Annotated in this window: 11 protein-coding genes; 3 read left to right on the top strand and 8 right to left on the bottom strand. The window is 65.2% G+C overall.

Features of this window, described 5'->3' with window-relative positions; all coding sequences use genetic code 11:
- Position 1: 1 nt before the first annotated feature.
- A complete protein-coding gene (locus tag CFE42_RS05800) occupies positions 2 to 2,032 on the bottom strand; it encodes an alkaline phosphatase family protein (protein ID WP_004632988.1) in 2,031 nt (676 codons plus the stop codon).
- Between the two features lie 649 nt (positions 2,033 to 2,681).
- On the opposite strand from CFE42_RS05800, the gene CFE42_RS05795 reads away from it, so the two are divergent.
- The 3 genes from CFE42_RS05795 to CFE42_RS05785 all read left to right on the top strand — a co-directional run bounded on the left by CFE42_RS05795 (position 2,682) and on the right by CFE42_RS05785 (position 8,243).
- Positions 2,682 to 5,666 (top strand): ribonucleoside-diphosphate reductase subunit alpha, encoded by a 2,985-nt coding sequence (locus CFE42_RS05795; RefSeq protein WP_004632986.1) that lies wholly within the window; start codon positions 2,682 to 2,684, stop codon positions 5,664 to 5,666.
- Positions 5,667 to 5,782: 116 nt separating this feature from the next.
- A complete protein-coding gene (locus tag CFE42_RS05790; RefSeq protein WP_004632983.1) occupies positions 5,783 to 6,991 on the top strand; it encodes a ribonucleotide-diphosphate reductase subunit beta in 1,209 nt (402 codons plus the stop codon).
- Positions 6,992 to 7,160: 169 nt separating this feature from the next.
- Complete coding sequence (locus CFE42_RS05785; protein ID WP_004632982.1) at positions 7,161 to 8,243, top strand: M14 family metallopeptidase; 1,083 nt, start codon at positions 7,161 to 7,163, stop codon at positions 8,241 to 8,243.
- A 3-nt stretch (positions 8,244 to 8,246) separates the two neighbouring features.
- On the opposite strand, the gene CFE42_RS05780 is transcribed toward CFE42_RS05785, so the two are convergent.
- From CFE42_RS05780 to CFE42_RS05750, 7 genes are all read right to left on the bottom strand, one after another.
- Positions 8,247 to 9,158 carry a DMT family transporter gene (locus tag CFE42_RS05780; protein WP_004632979.1) on the bottom strand — a complete coding sequence of 304 codons (912 nt, stop codon included), beginning with the start codon at positions 9,156 to 9,158 and terminating at the stop codon, positions 8,247 to 8,249.
- Positions 9,159 to 9,279: 121 nt separating this feature from the next.
- The gene (locus tag CFE42_RS05775; protein WP_004632976.1) at positions 9,280 to 10,623 is read right to left on the bottom strand and encodes a hypothetical protein; all 1,344 of its coding nucleotides are present in this window, start codon (positions 10,621 to 10,623) and stop codon (positions 9,280 to 9,282) included.
- Between the two features lie 118 nt (positions 10,624 to 10,741).
- Positions 10,742 to 12,289, bottom strand: coding sequence for a methyl-accepting chemotaxis protein (locus CFE42_RS05770; protein WP_004632973.1), 1,548 nt, complete (start codon positions 12,287 to 12,289; stop codon positions 10,742 to 10,744).
- 207 nt (positions 12,290 to 12,496) lie between these two features.
- Positions 12,497 to 12,952: a DUF2147 domain-containing protein gene (locus CFE42_RS05765; RefSeq protein WP_004632971.1), complete on the bottom strand. Its 456-nt coding sequence runs from the start codon at positions 12,950 to 12,952 to the stop codon at positions 12,497 to 12,499.
- A gap of 67 nt (positions 12,953 to 13,019) precedes the next feature.
- Entirely contained in the window at positions 13,020 to 14,177 is a 1,158-nt protein-coding gene (locus CFE42_RS05760; RefSeq protein ID WP_004632969.1) for a collagen-like triple helix repeat-containing protein, read from the bottom strand.
- A gap of 132 nt (positions 14,178 to 14,309) precedes the next feature.
- A complete protein-coding gene (locus tag CFE42_RS05755) occupies positions 14,310 to 15,107 on the bottom strand; it encodes a collagen-like triple helix repeat-containing protein (RefSeq protein WP_004632967.1) in 798 nt (265 codons plus the stop codon).
- A gap of 497 nt (positions 15,108 to 15,604) precedes the next feature.
- Positions 15,605 to 15,880, bottom strand: a complete 276-nt coding sequence (locus CFE42_RS05750; protein ID WP_152458839.1) for a hypothetical protein — start codon at positions 15,878 to 15,880, stop codon at positions 15,605 to 15,607.
- Positions 15,881 to 16,569: the final 689 nt, after the last annotated feature.

Below are 16,569 nucleotides of genomic sequence, written 5' to 3'. Positions count from 1 at the left end.
GTCAGGGGTTCAGCGACGACAGTGGCTGGTGCGAGCCGTTGATCGTCTTGAGTTCGCCCAGCGTCAGCCGGCGCGTCCACATGGCGAGGTCGTCGTAGGCCATCACGCCCTTGAGCGAGCCCGGGTTGTTGGGCACGTAGTTGTGCGTGGCGTCGTCGTTCATGCCCCAGACCTTGGTGGTCAGGCCGTTGAGCTTGGTGACGTCGGTATTGGCGATGGCCTTGTCTTCCACCTTCTGCACGCCGAGCACCGGGTCGAGGATGTACGCGCTGAAGCGCTTGGCCTGCGCGTCGACCGACAGGGCGAGATAGGCCCACTGGTTGGCGCTGAACTTCATGCCCTGGATGTCGTCGCGCTTGCCGCCGCTGCCGAGGTTGAAGCGCACTTCGCAGCCGCCCCACAATCCGATGGCGATGCCGGCATTGGAGCCGGAGGTGTAGTCCTTGTTGGCGAGGATCGGCTCGCCGGTGCCGTTGCCCTGCGTGCAATCCGACCTGAACCAGAAACCGATGGTGAATTGCGGGCTCAGTGCGATGTCTGCGCCGTTCTGCGTGAGCTTGTAGGCGTCGATGCGCGAATCGACCGACAGGGCCATGCTGCCAAACGGGTCGGCCGCAGCAGAGCCGCCGTCGGTGCCGGCCACCCACGGGCCGATCGTCGAATTGGCTTTACGGTCGGTCGGCGGCAGAGTGTCGAAGCTGTAATACGCGGCCAGGCCGTTGGTGAGCGACGTCGCCAGCGGCGTTGGCGCAACGTAGGCGATCTGCGCAAGCATCGACACCGGCACGTTGTTGCGCACCAGCGTGTAGTTGATGCGGTAGATGCCGCTTGCAGCCGCGATGTTGCTGTCGATGTACTGGGTGGCCGTGGCGGGCAACGTGGCGACCGGCTTGCCGTCGCGCAGCACGGTGATGGGGCCGCTCGCCGCTGTCGGGTTCTGCCAGTTCAGTACCAGCGAGGCGTTGTACGCGCCCACCGTGCTCTGGACGTTGCGCACGCCGACGGCGCTGGCCGTGAGCGCTGCACCGTCCAGCTTGTGGGCGGTGGCCGGCACGGCGGCGTTCAATTGCGCCAGCACGGTCGGCACGATGTCAGCCTCGCTCGGCAGGGCCGCCAGCGTAGCTTCCGACGTGGGCGCCGCCATGCCGGTCTTGCCGAGCACGGCGTTGACCGGCTTGTTCAGGGCGATGAAGGCGGTGCGGTTTTCCAGCGTCGGCGCCGACGTGGTGGCCCCCGTGGCGTCCAGGCCGTGGCTGGTGGTGACGACGACGAGCCAGTCTTCGTTCGGGTTGGCAGCGCGGCGCTGGGCGATGGCCGCCTGCAGCGTGCCGAGCGCCTGGTCGACGTTGGCCAGCGCAGCGGTGTACGCATCGCTTTGCAGGCCCGAAGCCAGCGCGGCGGCGGCCGGCGCGGTGTATTGCGCGAAGACGATGTCGTAGCCGGACTGCACGAGCTTCACGCTGTTCTGCGTCACGCAGGTGTCCACCTGGGCGCAGTCGACGAGCGTGTCAAGGTTGCCGGCTTGCTGATCTGCCTTGAGCAGCGCGGGCAGCGCGGCCGAGCTGACAGCGGCGCCCAGCCGTTGCGTGGTGCCCGCGGCCTTGGCGGCGCTGCGCGCGTAGCTGAACACGCTTGGGGCGGCCAGGGTGGTGATCGTGTCGTCCGTCACGCCATGGCGGTTTTGCCAGGCGCCGGTCAGCACGGTGGCCCAGCTGGGCGTGTCCAGCGGCGGCTGGGCGGTGATGGTGCCAAGCGTCCCGCCGGTCGAAGCCGGCATCACCGCCAGCGCACCCAGGTTCGGCAGGCTGCGCTGCAAGAGCGCGCTCTGCACCTGCGCATAGGTGGCGCCGTCTACGCCGACCACGAGCACCTTCTTGCTGGCGCCGGTGGAGGGCGCGTCCGTGCTGCCCTGGTTGGCGATGGGGCCGCTGTCGCCACCGCCGCATGCGGTCAATGTAGTCGCCAGCGTCGCTGCCACGGTCGTGCTCAGCGCGGCCGTCAGCAGGCGCCGGGCGGGGTGATTCCAAGCCATGTCGATTTCCTCGGTCGTTGTGCGCGGCGCTCGGTGTCCCGCCGCTGTGATTGCGCTCCCTGCAATGCGACCGAAGCGTAGGGTGGGGGGCTGTCGCTCAAGTGACAGCCGCGGCAAGAATGCTGATGCGGCTATTCGGATTTCTTGAGCGGGGAATGTCGGGAAATGCCCCGGTGCGCGGCACGCGTGCACCGGTGCAGTGCGCCGCACACATACCCCTACCGTAGATGAGGTGACGTCTATTGAACTTGCGACGTCGATAGAAAGAATTATTCTGAAGAAACGGTCATTGCGACGCCGCACGCCAGTCCCGCCGACCCTTTGTGCAGACTGGCGTCGCGGGTTTGCGGCACTGCATTGGCGGGTGAAAAATAGCCCTCCGCCCCCACCTGTCAAGTCTAGGCAAATTCGATTGGGCCACTATACTTAGCGTCAATCCCGGAGTTGAACACTAGATGTAGTGGTCGCTTTCCGGGATTCTTATTTCAGCGCCACGCGGGGGCGGGCGTACGGCAGGTCGAGCCGGCGCTTGGGGGCTGAGGAAAGGCAGGGGTCTTTTCCGTCTCATTTCTCCGCGTAGCGCAAGGATTCGCCCAGGGTGTTTCACCATCGGCGAGCCAATAAAACGAACGGTTCAACAGGAGTCCACATGCAGACGGCCCAATCCGAAATCCACTCCGGCACCGCCAATCCTTCGCAATTTGCGCAAAGCGCTGGCGGCACGGCCGTGGCCCCCGGCACCGCTTCCGGCGTCAATCTTGCCGACTACAAGATCATTCGCCGCAACGGCGCCGTGGTCAGCTTCGAGCCTTCGAAGATCGCCGTGGCCATGACCAAGGCTTTCCTCGCCGTGAATGGCGGGCAGGGTGCTGCTTCCGCGCGTGTGCGCGAGCTGGTCGACCAACAAACGCAGAACGTCGTGCGCGCATTGCTGCGCAGCCGCCCGAACGGCGGCACGTTCCATATCGAAGACGTGCAGGACCAGGTGGAACTGGCCCTGATGCGCTCGGGCGAGCACGACGTGGCCCGCGCCTACGTGCTGTACCGCGAGCGCCGCGCCCAGGAGCGCGCGCAAGCCGGCGAAACCCAGCAGCAACCGGCCTTCATCGGCCTGAACGTGACCGACGGCGGCATCACCCGCCCGTTGGACATGGCGGCGCTGCGCAACGTGATCGTCTCGGCCTGCGAAGGTCTGGGCGAAGCGGTGGACCCGGAGCCGATCCTCAAGGAAACGGTCAAGAACCTGTATGAAGGCGTGCCGATGACGCAGGTGTACGACTCGGCCATCCTGGCCTCGCGTACCCTGATCGAAAAGGACCCGGCGTACAGCCAGGTCACGGCGCGCATCCTGCTGCACACGATCCGCCGCGAAATCCTCGGCGAAGAAGTCACGCAAGCGGAAATGAGCACGCGCTACGTCGACTACTTCCCGCAGTTCATCAAGCGCGGCATCAACGCCGAACTGCTCGACGACAAGCTGGCCCAGTTCGACCTGGCCCGCCTGGGCGCAGCGCTGGACGCCTCGCGCGACTTCCAGTTCAACTACCTGGGCCTGCAGACGCTGTACGACCGCTACTTCCTGCATATCAGCGAAACCCGCATCGAGATGCCGCAGGCGTTCTTCATGCGTGTGGCGATGGGCCTGGCGCTGAACGAAATCGACCGCGAAGCCCGTGCCATCGAGTTCTACCAGCTGCTGTCGTCGTTCGACTTCATGTCGAGCACGCCGACGCTGTTCAACTCGGGCACGCGCCGCTCGCAGCTGTCGTCGTGCTACCTGACCACCGTGTCGGACGATCTGGACGGCATTTACGAAGCGCTGAAGGAAAACGCGCTGCTGTCGAAGTTTGCCGGCGGCCTGGGCAACGACTGGACCAACGTGCGCGCACTCGGCTCGCACATCAAGGGCACCAACGGCAAGAGCCAAGGCGTGGTGCCGTTCCTGAAGGTGGTCAACGACACGGCCGTGGCCGTGAACCAGGGCGGCAAGCGCAAGGGCGCTGTCTGTGCGTACCTGGAAACGTGGCACCTGGACATCGAAGAATTCCTGGAACTGCGCAAGAACACCGGCGACGACCGCCGCCGCACCCACGACATGAACACGGCGAACTGGATTCCCGACCTGTTCATGAAGCGCGTGATGGAAGGTGGCGAGTGGACGCTGTTCTCGCCGTCCACCTGCCCGGACCTGCATGACAAGGTTGGCAAGGCATTCGAGCAGGCCTACCTGGCCTACGAAGACAAGGTCGCGCGCGGCGAGATCAAGCTCTTCAAGAAGATGCCGGCGCTGCAACTGTGGCGCAAGATGCTGGGCATGCTGTTCGAAACCGGCCACCCGTGGATCACGTTCAAGGATCCGTGCAACATCCGCAGCCCACAGCAGCACGTGGGCGTGGTGCACAGCTCCAACCTGTGCACGGAAATCACGCTGAACACCAACGACAGCGAAATCGCCGTGTGCAACCTGGGTTCGGTCAACCTGGTCGCTCACCTGGTCAAGCAGGCTGACGGCAGCGTCGTGCTCGATCACGAGAAGCTGAAGAAGACCGTGCGCACCGCCATGCGCATGCTCGACAACGTGATCGACATCAACTACTACGCGGTCAAGAAGGCGCGTGATTCGAACCTGCGCCACCGTCCGGTCGGCATGGGCATCATGGGCTTCCAGGACGCGCTGCACGTGCTGCGTGTGCCATACGCCAGCGACGCAGCGGTGCAGTTTGCCGACACCTCGATGGAAGCCGTGTGCTACTACGCCTACTGGGCGTCGACCGAGCTGGCTGAAGAGCGCGGCCGCTACAGCAGCTACAAGGGCTCGCTGTGGGATCGCGGCATCCTGCCGCAAGACTCGCTCAAGCTGCTGGCCGAAGAGCGCGGCGGCTACCTCGAAGCCGACATGTCGTCGACCATGGACTGGGACAGCCTGCGCGGCCGCATCAAGCAGTACGGCATGCGCAACTCGAACTGCGTGGCGATCGCTCCGACGGCAACGATCTCCAACATCATCGGCGTGTCGGCTTGCATTGAGCCGACGTACCAGAACCTGTACGTCAAGTCGAACCTGTCGGGTGAGTTCACGGTGGTCAACGACTACCTGGTGCGCGACCTGAAGGCACGCGGCCTGTGGGACGAGGTGATGGTCGCCGACCTGAAGTACTTCGACGGCTCGCTGGCCCGCATCGACCGCATCCCGCAAGACCTGCGCGACCTGTACGCAACGGCTTTCGAAGTGGAGCCGCTGTGGCTGGTGGAAGCAGCATCGCGCCGCCAGAAGTGGATCGACCAAGCGCAGTCGCTGAACATCTACATGGCCGGCGCGTCGGGCAAGAAGCTGGACGACACGTACAAGCTGGCGTGGCTGCGTGGCCTGAAGACCACGTACTACCTGCGCACGATCGGCGCCACGCACGTAGAGAAGTCGACCGTGTCGCGCGGCACGCTCAATGCGGTGTCGTCGGGTAGCGATATCGGTGGTGTGTCGGCGGCAGGTGCATCCGGAGTGACTTCGGCCGCGCCGGCCAGCGCGCTGGATGCCGCTGCTGCCACCGCCCAGGCGATGCCGGAAGCTGAAGGCGCCGTGTGCACGATGCGCCCAGGCGACCCCGGTTTCGAGGAATGCGAAGCCTGCCAATAAGTCAAAACAGTGTCTGAGGTTGCTCCCGCGCAAGCGGGGGCGCCGTGACCTGCACGACACTGGACTCGCGCTCCGAAAGAGCGGGAGCGACGAGCAAAGAATTAGGAGAAACACATATGCTGAGCTGGGACGACGACGTCAAACCTGCCGCACAACCGCAAGCTGCGCCGCAGCCCGCGTACCAACCGCAGCCGCAGCTGCAAACGGCCACCGCCGACCAGGGCGGCGTGCTGCCCCCGTCGGCCACGCAGGCCGCCGGCACGGGCATCCTTGGCAACAATCCGAACGCCGCTGCCGCACAGAGCAACCGCCGCGTGAACGCCGCCGACAAGCGCGTCATCAACGGCGCCACCGACGTCAACCAGCTGGTGCCGTTCAAGTACAAGTGGGCCTGGGAAAAGTACCTGGCCGGCTGCGCGAACCACTGGATGCCGCAGGAAATCAACATGTCGCGCGACATCGCGACGTGGAAAGACCCGAACGGTCTGACCGAAGACGAGCGCCGCATCATCAAGCGCAACCTGGGCTTCTTCGTGACGGCCGACTCGCTGGCCGCCAACAACATCGTGCTGGGCACGTACCGCCAGATCACCGCGCCGGAATGCCGCCAGTACCTGCTGCGCCAGGCGTTTGAAGAGGCGATCCACACGCACGCGTATCAGTACATCGTTGAATCGCTGGGCCTGAACGAGGCCGAGATCTTCAACGCGTACCACGAAGTGCAGTCGATCCGCGACAAGGACGAGTTCCTGATCCCGTTCATCGACACGCTGACCGATCCGTCCTTCAAGACCGGCACGCCCGAGAACGACCAGAAGCTGCTGAAGTCGCTCATCGTCTTCGCCTGCATCATGGAAGGCCTGTTCTTCTACGTCGGCTTCACGCAGATCCTGGCGATGGGCCGTCAGAACAAGATGACCGGCGCTGCGGAGCAGTACCAGTACATCCTGCGCGACGAGTCGCTGCACTGCAATTTCGGTATCGACCTGATCAACCAGATCAAGCTGGAGAACCCGCACCTGTGGACAGCCGAGTTCAAGGCCGAGATCACGGAGCTGTTCAAGAAGGCCGTCGACCTGGAATATCGCTACGCAGAAGACACCATGCCGCGTGGCGTGCTGGGCCTGAACGCACCGATGTTCAAGGGCTACCTGCGCTTCATCTGCAACCGTCGCTGCCAGCAGATCGGCCTGGACGCGCTGTTCCCGAACGAGGAAAACCCGTTCCCGTGGATGAGCGAGATGATCGACCTGAAGAAGGAGCGCAACTTCTTCGAGACGCGCGTGATCGAGTACCAGACCGGCGGCGCGCTGTCCTGGGAGTGATCTGAGCCACCGGCTCGACACTCGGCTCGACCCCCGGCATCAATGTAGACAGGCGACGCACCATGCGTCGCCTGTTTGCATTTTGGGGTGGTCGATTCACGTTTGTGCGGTTGCGCCGCGCCTGTCGGGCATGGCACGCTGCGGCTACCACTGCCCCCGGATCCCCGCCATGACGGTCGAAGCTTTCTTCTCGCAGACCTACGATGAAGCGCGCGGCAAGTTCCTCGCCGCCGCTCAGACCCGCAGGCTCCGCATCGAGCGCCATCTGCATCCGGATGTGGTCGGGCCGTCCGGCGAGCAGCTTTCCATCGACACCGCGCTGCTTGCGCCGGCGCAGGCCCAAGCGCTGCTGATCGTCACCTCCGGCGTCCATGGCGTGGAGGGGTTCTGCGGCTCCGGTTGCCAGACGGGCTTGCTGCAAGACGACGAACTCTTCGCACGGCTGGCGGCTGCAAAGGTCGCGCTGCTGCTGGTGCACGCGGTCAATCCGTACGGGTTTGCGCACCTGCGGCGCGTGAATGAAGACAACGTTGACCTGAACCGCAACAGCGTCGACTTTACGGAGACCGCTTCGGCGAATCCGGCCTATCTTGAAGTCGATCGGCTCCTGCTGCCGCACACATGGCCGCCCAGTCAGGCTGACCAGGCAGCGCTGCAGCACTACATGGTCACCCGCGGCGAGAAAGCCCTGCAAGACGCCGCGACGAGCGGCCAATACCGCGTGCCGGACGGCATGTTCTACGGCGGCAGCGCGCCATGCTGGAGCACGCTGCAGATGCGCGGAATCGTGTCCCGACATGCGGCCGGCATGTCGCACTTGGTATGGATCGACCTGCATACCGGACTCGGCCACTACGGTCACGGCGAGAAGATCTTCAACAGTCCAGATCCTGCCGAACTGGAGCGCGCCATGCGCACCTGGGGCGCCGATGTTCGGCCGATTGCGGCAGCGGGTTCGGTCTCGTCAGTCGTCAAGGGCGATCTGGTGGGCATCGCCTACGAACTGCTGCCCGGCGTCGAGAAGACCTGCGTCACGCTGGAGTTCGGCACGCTCGCGCCGCTGGCGGTGCTGCAGGCGCTGCGTGCCGACCATTGGCTGTATCGCCACCCGGAGCAGGGCGCCGCGCAGCGGGCCGGCATCCGCCAGGCGTTGCGTGATGCGTTTTATTGCGATGTGCCCGAATGGAAGGGAATGGTCTACGCGCAGACACGCATGGCGGTTCTGCAAGCGCTGGCGCGGTTTTCCGGCTAGGCGTCAGGCGACGCCGGCAGGATCCGGAGAAGGCTTGGGCGCCCGCACCGTCAGTGCACATCCTGCCGACGCAGCGATGATGGCCAGGATCGCCACCCACTGGCGCCCGGTCAGTTGCTCGTGCAGCACGATTGCCCCCGCCAGCGCGCCAATGGCGGGCTCCAGGCTCAGCAGCACGGAAAACGTCTTGCCCGGCAGATGCTTGAGCGCCACCATCTCCAACGAATACGGGATCGCGCTCGACAGCAGCCCGATGCCCAGTCCCGCCAGAATGAGCGATGGAGCGAGCAGCGCCGACCCTGCCTGCGCCACCCCAAACGGGATCGCAAACAGCGCACCGACCAGCATGCCGATCGACGTGGCCTGGCCCGCATGCAGACCGCCGAGGTTCTTGCCGGTCAGGATGTAGAGCGCCCAGCACACACCGGCGGCCAGCGCATACGCCGCGCCCAGGTGGTCGACCTGACCGACCGACCTGTCGGCCACCGTCAGCATGAGCAAGCCAACCACCGCCAGCCCGATCCACACGAAATCCAGCGCGCGGCGCGACAGCAGCACGGCCAGCACCAACGGCCCCGTGAACTCGATGGCGATCGCGATGCCGATCGGCAACCGCTGCAGCGACAGGTAGAACAGCAGGTTCATGCTCGCCAGCGTGACGCCGTACAGCGCGATGCGGCCGGCATCCGCGCGGCTCAGGTGCAGGCGCCACGGCCGCCAGAACGCCAGCAGGATCACCGCGCCAATGGTCACGCGATACGTGACCGTGCCCGCGGCACCCAGCACCGGAAACAGCGTCTTGGCAAACGAGTTACCGAGGCACACGGAGGCCATCGAGCCCATCAGCGCAAGGATGGGCATCCAGGGTGAGGTGATCGTGGTGGAAGCGGCGGAGGCGGGAGCAGCGGAAGACATGGGCAACAGCGCAGGGGCGGCAGGAGGCGCGGCAGGGGAACGCCACAGCATAGCCGCGCGCCATCGAGAAATCGTTGCGTTCTCGGCGGCGCGGGCGTCGCTTTTTATCGAATTGGCGGGCTTACAGGGCGGCTGCGCTGGGGCGGATCACGTCGATCAGCAACACGCGCTGGCCTTCGCGTTCGCCGTCGGGGCGCGGGGTCACGCCGCGCTGCGGGCGCGGGGCGGCGAGCGGTGCCGGGTCTTCGGCGCTCATGCCGAAGACGGCCAGTCTGGACGCCGCGATGCGCTGCAGCGTGCCGCGCACGCCAGACACGTCGAGGTCTTCGGGGTCGAAGCCGGTGGTGGCCGTCCAGTCGTCGCGGGCGATGTCCTGCAGGCCGTTGGCCATCTCGAACTGCAACGACGCGCCAAAGCCCTTCTGCAACGAGTGCGAGCCGAGCAGGTATTCCGCTGTCAGGAAGCCGCGCAGCCGCGTCCAGAACGCCAGCGAGCTGATATTGCCGCTCTTGAGCGCGTGGCTCGGGGCGACTTCCCAGCTGTGGTCGAGCAGTTTGTTGATGAGGCGGCCCCACGTCGGCACGTCGGTGCCGGCGGAGCAGTCCTCGCCGGGGCCTTCCGGGCCGGCGAGCTGGCGCAGCAGGCCGGTGAACGATCCGGAGCTGGCCTGTGCGCCGCTGGCGTGCGGGCCGGAAGGCCAGCGCCATTGCAGCGGCGAGGCCGGTCGGGCGCCGGGCCATTGCGCGTACTGCTGCAGGCCCGTGCAGGGCGTCAGGTAGCGCCACTGTCGCTGGTCGCGGCCAACGCGGCGCAGCGGGTCCAGCTCAGCCGATAGGTCGAACTTGCCCAGGAAGGTTGCGTTGCGCGACTTGATCGGCGAACGCGCATAGACGTTGAAGTCGGGCCAGCCTTCGTACAGGTTGATCTGCGGCAGCGCATGGTGCTTGTCGAGCGCATCGTCGGGCTGGTCGATGCGGCGGCTGGTGAGAAACAGCGCGCGGCAATCGAGCGTGGGCACCGCGCCGCGCAGGCGCAGCAGCACGAGCAGATCGCCGAATTCCGCTGGGCGGGCTTCCGTGCGAGCCGGGTACGCGTGCGGCTGTTCTTCGGGCCAGAAGGTGGTCAGGCGCAGGGCCGAACCCGGGAACGCACTGCGCAATCCTTGCCTGAGCAGGCGCAGGCCATCAGCGTGGCGCAGGATGCGCAGGACGGACAGATCGTCGCGCAAGGTGGCGTCGGGGTGGGGCGCTCGGCCACCGTGCTCTGCGGCCAGCGCAAAGCGCCACAGCGCGGTGTCGCTGGCCAGATCTTGTGCGGCGACATCGCGCACCGCACTGGGGCGGCCGCCGGACATCGGCTCATGGGCGTCGCCGGCAGTGTCTCCTGCTGCGGCATAGGCGCTGGTGGTCGACCCGGCAATCGCGCCAAAAAGGCCCCTCAATGGCGGCCGGTTGCGCTCGGGCATGGCTATTCCAACTTTGTTTTGTCAACTCTCTGGCGCGCAGCATAGCACCATGCGACACACCAGAGAACGGCGCGGCGCCCCTCCCATCGTTGGGGAATAGCGCATGAAATCTCGGCGATCAGGCGGTGCGGAACGACGCCACCGCGTCGCGCAGCACCTGCGCCTGTTCTTCCAGCGACAGCGCAGCGGCGGCCGCTTGCTCGACCAGTGCGGCGTTCTGCTGCGTCACCTCGTCCATCTGGTTCACGGCCTGGTTGACCTGCTCGATGCCGGCGCTTTGTTCTTCGGAGGCCGAGCTGATCTCGCCCATGATGTCCGTCACGCGTTTGACCGCGACCACCACCTCGTCAATCACGTTGCCCGCTTCGGCCACCAACGTGGTGCCGTTTTCCACGCGGCCGACCGAATCGCCGATGAGTTCCTTGATCTCCTTGGCCGCCCCGGCCGAGCGCTGCGCCAGGTTGCGCACCTCGCCGGCCACAACGGCAAAGCCGCGGCCCTGTTCGCCGGCGCGCGCGGCCTCGACCGCCGCGTTCAGCGCCAGGATGTTCGTCTGAAAGGCAATGCCTTCAATCACGCCGATGATGTCCGCGATCTTCTTGCTGCTTTCGTTGATGCCGGCCATGGTGTCGATCACGCGGCCGACCACCTCGCCGCCCTTGGCTGCGATGTCCGACGCGTTGACGGCCAGCGTGCTGGCCTGGCGCGCGTTGTCGGCGTTCTGACGCACGATGCTCGTCAGCTCTTCCATGCTCGACGCGGTTTCTTCCAGCGACGAAGCCTGCTCTTCCGTGCGTTGCGACAGATCGGCGTTGCCGGCGGCGATCTGCTTGGTGGCACTCGCGATCGAGTCCGCCGATGTCTTGATATGGCCGATGGTGCCGGTCAGTTGCTGCTGCATCTGCGCCATGGCGACCAGCATGCTGTCGCGGTCGCCGGAGCGGGTTTGGACCTGCACGGCCAGATCACCGCCGGCAATGCGCCGTGCGACCTCCGTGGCGTAGCCCGGCTCGCCGCCCAGTCCGCGCTGCACGTTGCGGATGATGAGCGACATGGCCAGCGACACCGCGCCGCCCACCAGCAGAATGACGATCAGGTTCGCGACGAGTGAATGGCGATACGCCGCATCCACTTCCTGCAGAAAGACCGCGCTGGAGAGATTCCAGTCCCATGGCGCAAAGTGCTTCACGTAGCCGATCTTCGGCAATGCGGTCTCGCTGCCGGGCAGGCGACCCTGGTATTCGGCAAAGCCGAAGCCCTTGTCTTTGGCGGCGTTGACGATGGTCGGATAGACCGGTTTGCCGGTCGGGTCCTTGAAGCCCGCGGTGCTCTTGCCGACCATGTCCGCCAGCGTCGGGTGCATCAGCAGGATGAACTGTGAATCGACCACGAACAGATAGCCCGTGGTGCCGAAGCGCATCGAGGCGAGCGTCGACAGCGCGGCTTTCTTGGCATCAGCTTCGGTCATGGCGCCCGATTGCGCGCGGCCGTGATACAGCTTGGCGATGCCCTCGGCGGCATCTACGAGGTTCTGCAGGCCGGCCTTGCGTTCGTCGAGCATGGTCGCGCGGGTCTCCATCGCGCTCCAGATCCCGACGCCGATCAGCCCCAGCCACATCAGGGCCAGCGCGAGGCGCAGCTTTGCTTTGAGTGTCCACTGTCGCATGTCGTGTTTTCTCCACTTATTGTTTGACGACTCCGCATCGGTGTAACGGCGATGGAGTGGCCTTCTTTAGTGGAGATGGCGTGCGCGCAGTGTGCGGATTTCCGCAAAAAGAAGGCGCCGGCTTGCACCGGCGCCTGAAGAGACGGCGCCCCACCCGCAAGGAGGGGGCACCGCCGCGCGTTGGGAGGTGTCGTTATCGGCGGGCGATCATTGCTCGCGAACCCAGGTCTGCGTACGGCCCAGCAGGCTGATGCCCAGAAAGCCGCGCACATTCAGTTTCTGACCGTCTTCCGACAGCGACATCTTGGCGCTGTAGACCTTGCCGTTTTCCGGGTCCAGGATCTGGCCGCCATCCCAGTTGTTGTTGCCGTTCGGCTTCAGACCCGTCAGGATCGTCAGGCCCTTGATCGGCTGGTCCTTGCGGTCGTCCGTGCACTTGGTGCAGGTCTTGTTCTCGTCGCCGGGCACCAGGATCTTGCTGACCTTGCCCGTGAACGTGCCGCCGTTATCGACGATCGTCACTTCGCCTTTCTGTTTGCCCGTGTTGTCGTCGATGGTCTTCCAGGTGCCGGCGGGGCTGGCTTGCGCGAAGGCGCTGCCGGCTGCCAGAGCGAGGGCCAGTGCGCCAGCCAGGCGCGCGAGAGCGTAGGGGGTATGTTGCATCGTGGAGTCTCCTTGTTGTCGGTCGAAAAAAATCGGTGAGGGCTGATCGATGATGTCGGCGCAGGGATCAATGCGCGCTCAACGCACCGGTCAGGGGTGACAGCGGATTGCTGCCGGAGCCGCCGGCGGCGTTCGTGACGCCACCCAGCGCATTCGTGATTGGGGCGAGCGGGTTGCTGCTGCCGCCAGCGCCGGTCAGTGCGCTCGTTACCGGAGCCAGCGGATTGCTGCCGCCGCCCGACAGCGCGCCCGTCACCGGGGCGAGCGGGTTGCTGCCACCGCCGAGGCCGCCACCGAGCGCGCCCGTGATCGGTGCCAACGGATTCGCCGAGCCGCCGCTGCCGCCGTTGATCAGTCCGCCGGCGCTGGCCACCGTGCCGCCAGCGGCGCCGACCACACCGCCCAGGTCACGCGTGAGCGGGTTGCCGCCGGCCGCGCCGACTTGCGCGCCAGCGCTCTGAAGGCCACCGCCAACCGTGTTTAGCGCACCGGCCAGCGGCCCGCCGAGCATCGTCGTGCTGCCGACCGCCTGCGTGCCCTGCGCGACCTGCGACGACAACGGCACGATCGCGTTGCTGGTCTGCTGCGTGATCTGCTGCACCGGGCCGCTCGACGTGCCAATCGTGACGAGCCCGCCGGCACCCTGCATCACCTGACCCAGCGCAGACACACCGCTGCCCACCGGCGACGTCACCGGATTCAGCGGCGCCAGCGGGCTGCCGGCGGCACCCAGATCCGAGACGGTCTGCCCCGCGTTGCCGACCGTCACGCCGGCGGAGCGGATCACATCACCCGAACTCTGCACCGTGGTACCGACCGGGTCGGGCGTCGAGCCGATCTTGCCCAGCCCGTTGCTGATACCGGCGCCCAACGTCTGGACCGTGTTGCCGGCGGAGGTGACCGTCGCTCCCAGATCCTTCTGCGCTGCCGTGCCGCCGATGACGGGTACCGACGCCGTGCCGATCGTCGTGCCAAGGTCGCTGACGGTCTTGCCCGTCTGCGTGACGACGTTGCCGCCGCCGCTGGCAACGTTGCCGACCGGCACCGCGCCCGGATTGTTGTTGGCTGACGATGACGGCGTCGTATCGCCGTTCGGGTTGCCGCCCGAAGCACAACCGGCCAGCGTCAGCACGGCCACTGCAGCCGCTGCCAGCAGCGTGCGCGACGCCGAAGCGGCGGACAACGAAGTGGAAGAAGAAGTGTGGAGCGGGTTCTGAATTTTCATGGTGAGTCTCCTTGTAAGCGCGGCCCGTACCGCGTGTCACCGCCGGGTCAGAAGAACGCGCATCTGGCGTCCAGCGGGTAGCATCCGCCTGCGTTTGCCGTCGAATGCAAAGAAAGTTTTACAGAGCAGTGATCAGTGATGCGCGCCGGATGTCACACCCGACAGCACACCGCCAACCAATCCGCCCACCGTTGTGCCGACGCTGCCCAATCCGCCCAGCGGACCCGTCGCGGCCGTGCCGCCACCGCCGGCTGTGCCAACCGAGCCAAGCGCACTGATGCCTGGCAACCCCGCTGTCAGCGAACCGACTGCCGTCGTAACGGGCGCCAGCGCACCGCCGAGCGCACCGGGCAACGCACCACCCAACGCACCGCCCGATGCAGACGGCGCCGCCGGTGCGACCATCGTCGACAACCCGCTGGTGAGCGAGCCAAGCGCGCTGACCGTATTGCCCAGCGTCGACACCAGCGCATCGCCCTTGCCGGCCGTCTTGATCGTGCTGCCCTCGCTGCCGAGCGCACTGCCCAACGTCGACAACACGTTGCTCACCGGCGCACCAAGGCCGGTGGCCGCACCCAGCGTTTGCGTGGTGGAAGTCAGCGTGCTCGTGAGCGGCACGATGGCGGTGATGGTGGTGGTCGTCACCTGCTCGACCGGGCCGGTCAGCGTCGCGATGGGCGTGCTGCCGGTCGATCCGGTGCTACCCGTTGCATTGCTGCTGTTGCCGTTCGACCACGTCGGCGACGTCGATGCCGCGATCGCCGGCTTGGACTGCGAATCGCTGCCGCCGCCAAGCGACGTACCCATGTCGCCGCTGCCCGAATTCGCGCAACCGGCCAACATGGCGAGCGATGCCGTCGCCAGCACGCACTGCAGGAACACTCCGCGCTTCGGCGGATTCGATTTTGACAAGAACGCTCGATCGCGCATCTTGTGCCTCCACGACTCAGAACAGAACGCTTGTGTTGGACCCCTTCTGTCTTGCGCTCTTTGCTCATCGGGTTTGTCGTCGCCAGGCGTGTGGGGTTGGCGACGACCTCCCTGTCTTCTCACGTGCCACGCGCAGGCCCGTGCCACATCGCGCGATCGACGCCGTGCTGATGTGGTGAGCGGATCGTGAAGTGAAACCGAATGGCGTGACAATCAGCGGCAACCTGACACCCAAATATGCAGTTGCAGCAATTTAGGAACTCAATTCAGAATGAAACTTGACTGCAAGCCATTCTTCGGGCGATAAGATCGCAGCAAAAATGGCCTGCGGATTGCCGTAGAACAATCCTTCTATCGTCGTAAAACAGCGTCGTTTCAAACGCTGTTGCGTGAACTTTTCAGCGGTTGCTGAGCAGGGTTTTCCCGCGATCGGCGATCGGTTTTCACACAGCGCATGTCGCGGTTGCGCGGTCGTGCTCGCCCGCAGTTCGCCATCATCACGCCTGGGCGCCGGTGTCGCACGCATCGATATCTGTATCGGACGCGTCGATGCGATTCGCGCTCACGCATGCATCGATGCGTTGGCCATATCGTCGCCACCTCGCCCATCGGATGCGCGGCACGCGATTTGCGGCACCTGCATGCACGCTGGTGACCATCGCAATCGCATCGACGTCGCGCAGCGCGCATCGACGGTGGTCGAGATGCGTGTCAGCGGCGTTGTCGACACGCTCAACACGTCGATAAGCGCGCGTCGATCGCTTCGATTGCATGCGTATCGACGTGTCGAGCGCGAAAAATTCGCGCGCGTTGTCGCATCTACGCATCGGTTTTTTCGACACGCATCGCGCAGCGCGCACGTCGACGCACGCGACGATACCGAACGCGCGCGAGGTGCATGCACGTGTTCACGATGTACATGCATACGACATGGCGTGTTGCTGTAAACCGGCATGACCACTGGGTTTGCGGGATGCATGTGTCAACGTGGAGCAACGCCGTAACGTGGTGTCACGACGCAAGAAAATGCGCGTTCGCGAGAGCGATCTGCACGCATGCGCGATGCGAATCGCAGCGACGCACAGACGCAGCGCAATCCTTCACCAAAACTCACCGCGCTTTTTGCATAAATCTCTTAACATCACCGCACAAACGAATTATGATTCGCCTTGACAAGACGTTGACTTCGATGCAAGGAACCTTCGCGCGATCAACGACGATGAAGTTCCAAGCGGCAAGTGAAAGGTAGTCGAGGAGCGTAACCACTTTGATGCACGCCACGCCGACAGGGCTGTTTGAACTCGGTGCCGTCTCTGCGATCCCCCCGTCGGGATGGGCGTACTACCCCCAGAAGAAAACGCGCGCTCTCCAGTTTTTCGCTGTCCGCAAAGTCACGCTGCAAGCGGCTTTGTGGTCCACGCAGCGATTCGCGCAAGATCAAATTTCGACCGGTGTGGCCACG

Source organism: Ralstonia sp. PBBBR1, assembly GCF_002256165.1.
Taxonomy (GTDB): Bacteria; Pseudomonadota; Gammaproteobacteria; order Burkholderiales; family Burkholderiaceae; genus Ralstonia; species Ralstonia thomasii.
This window is presented reverse-complemented; position numbering and strand designations above follow the sequence as displayed.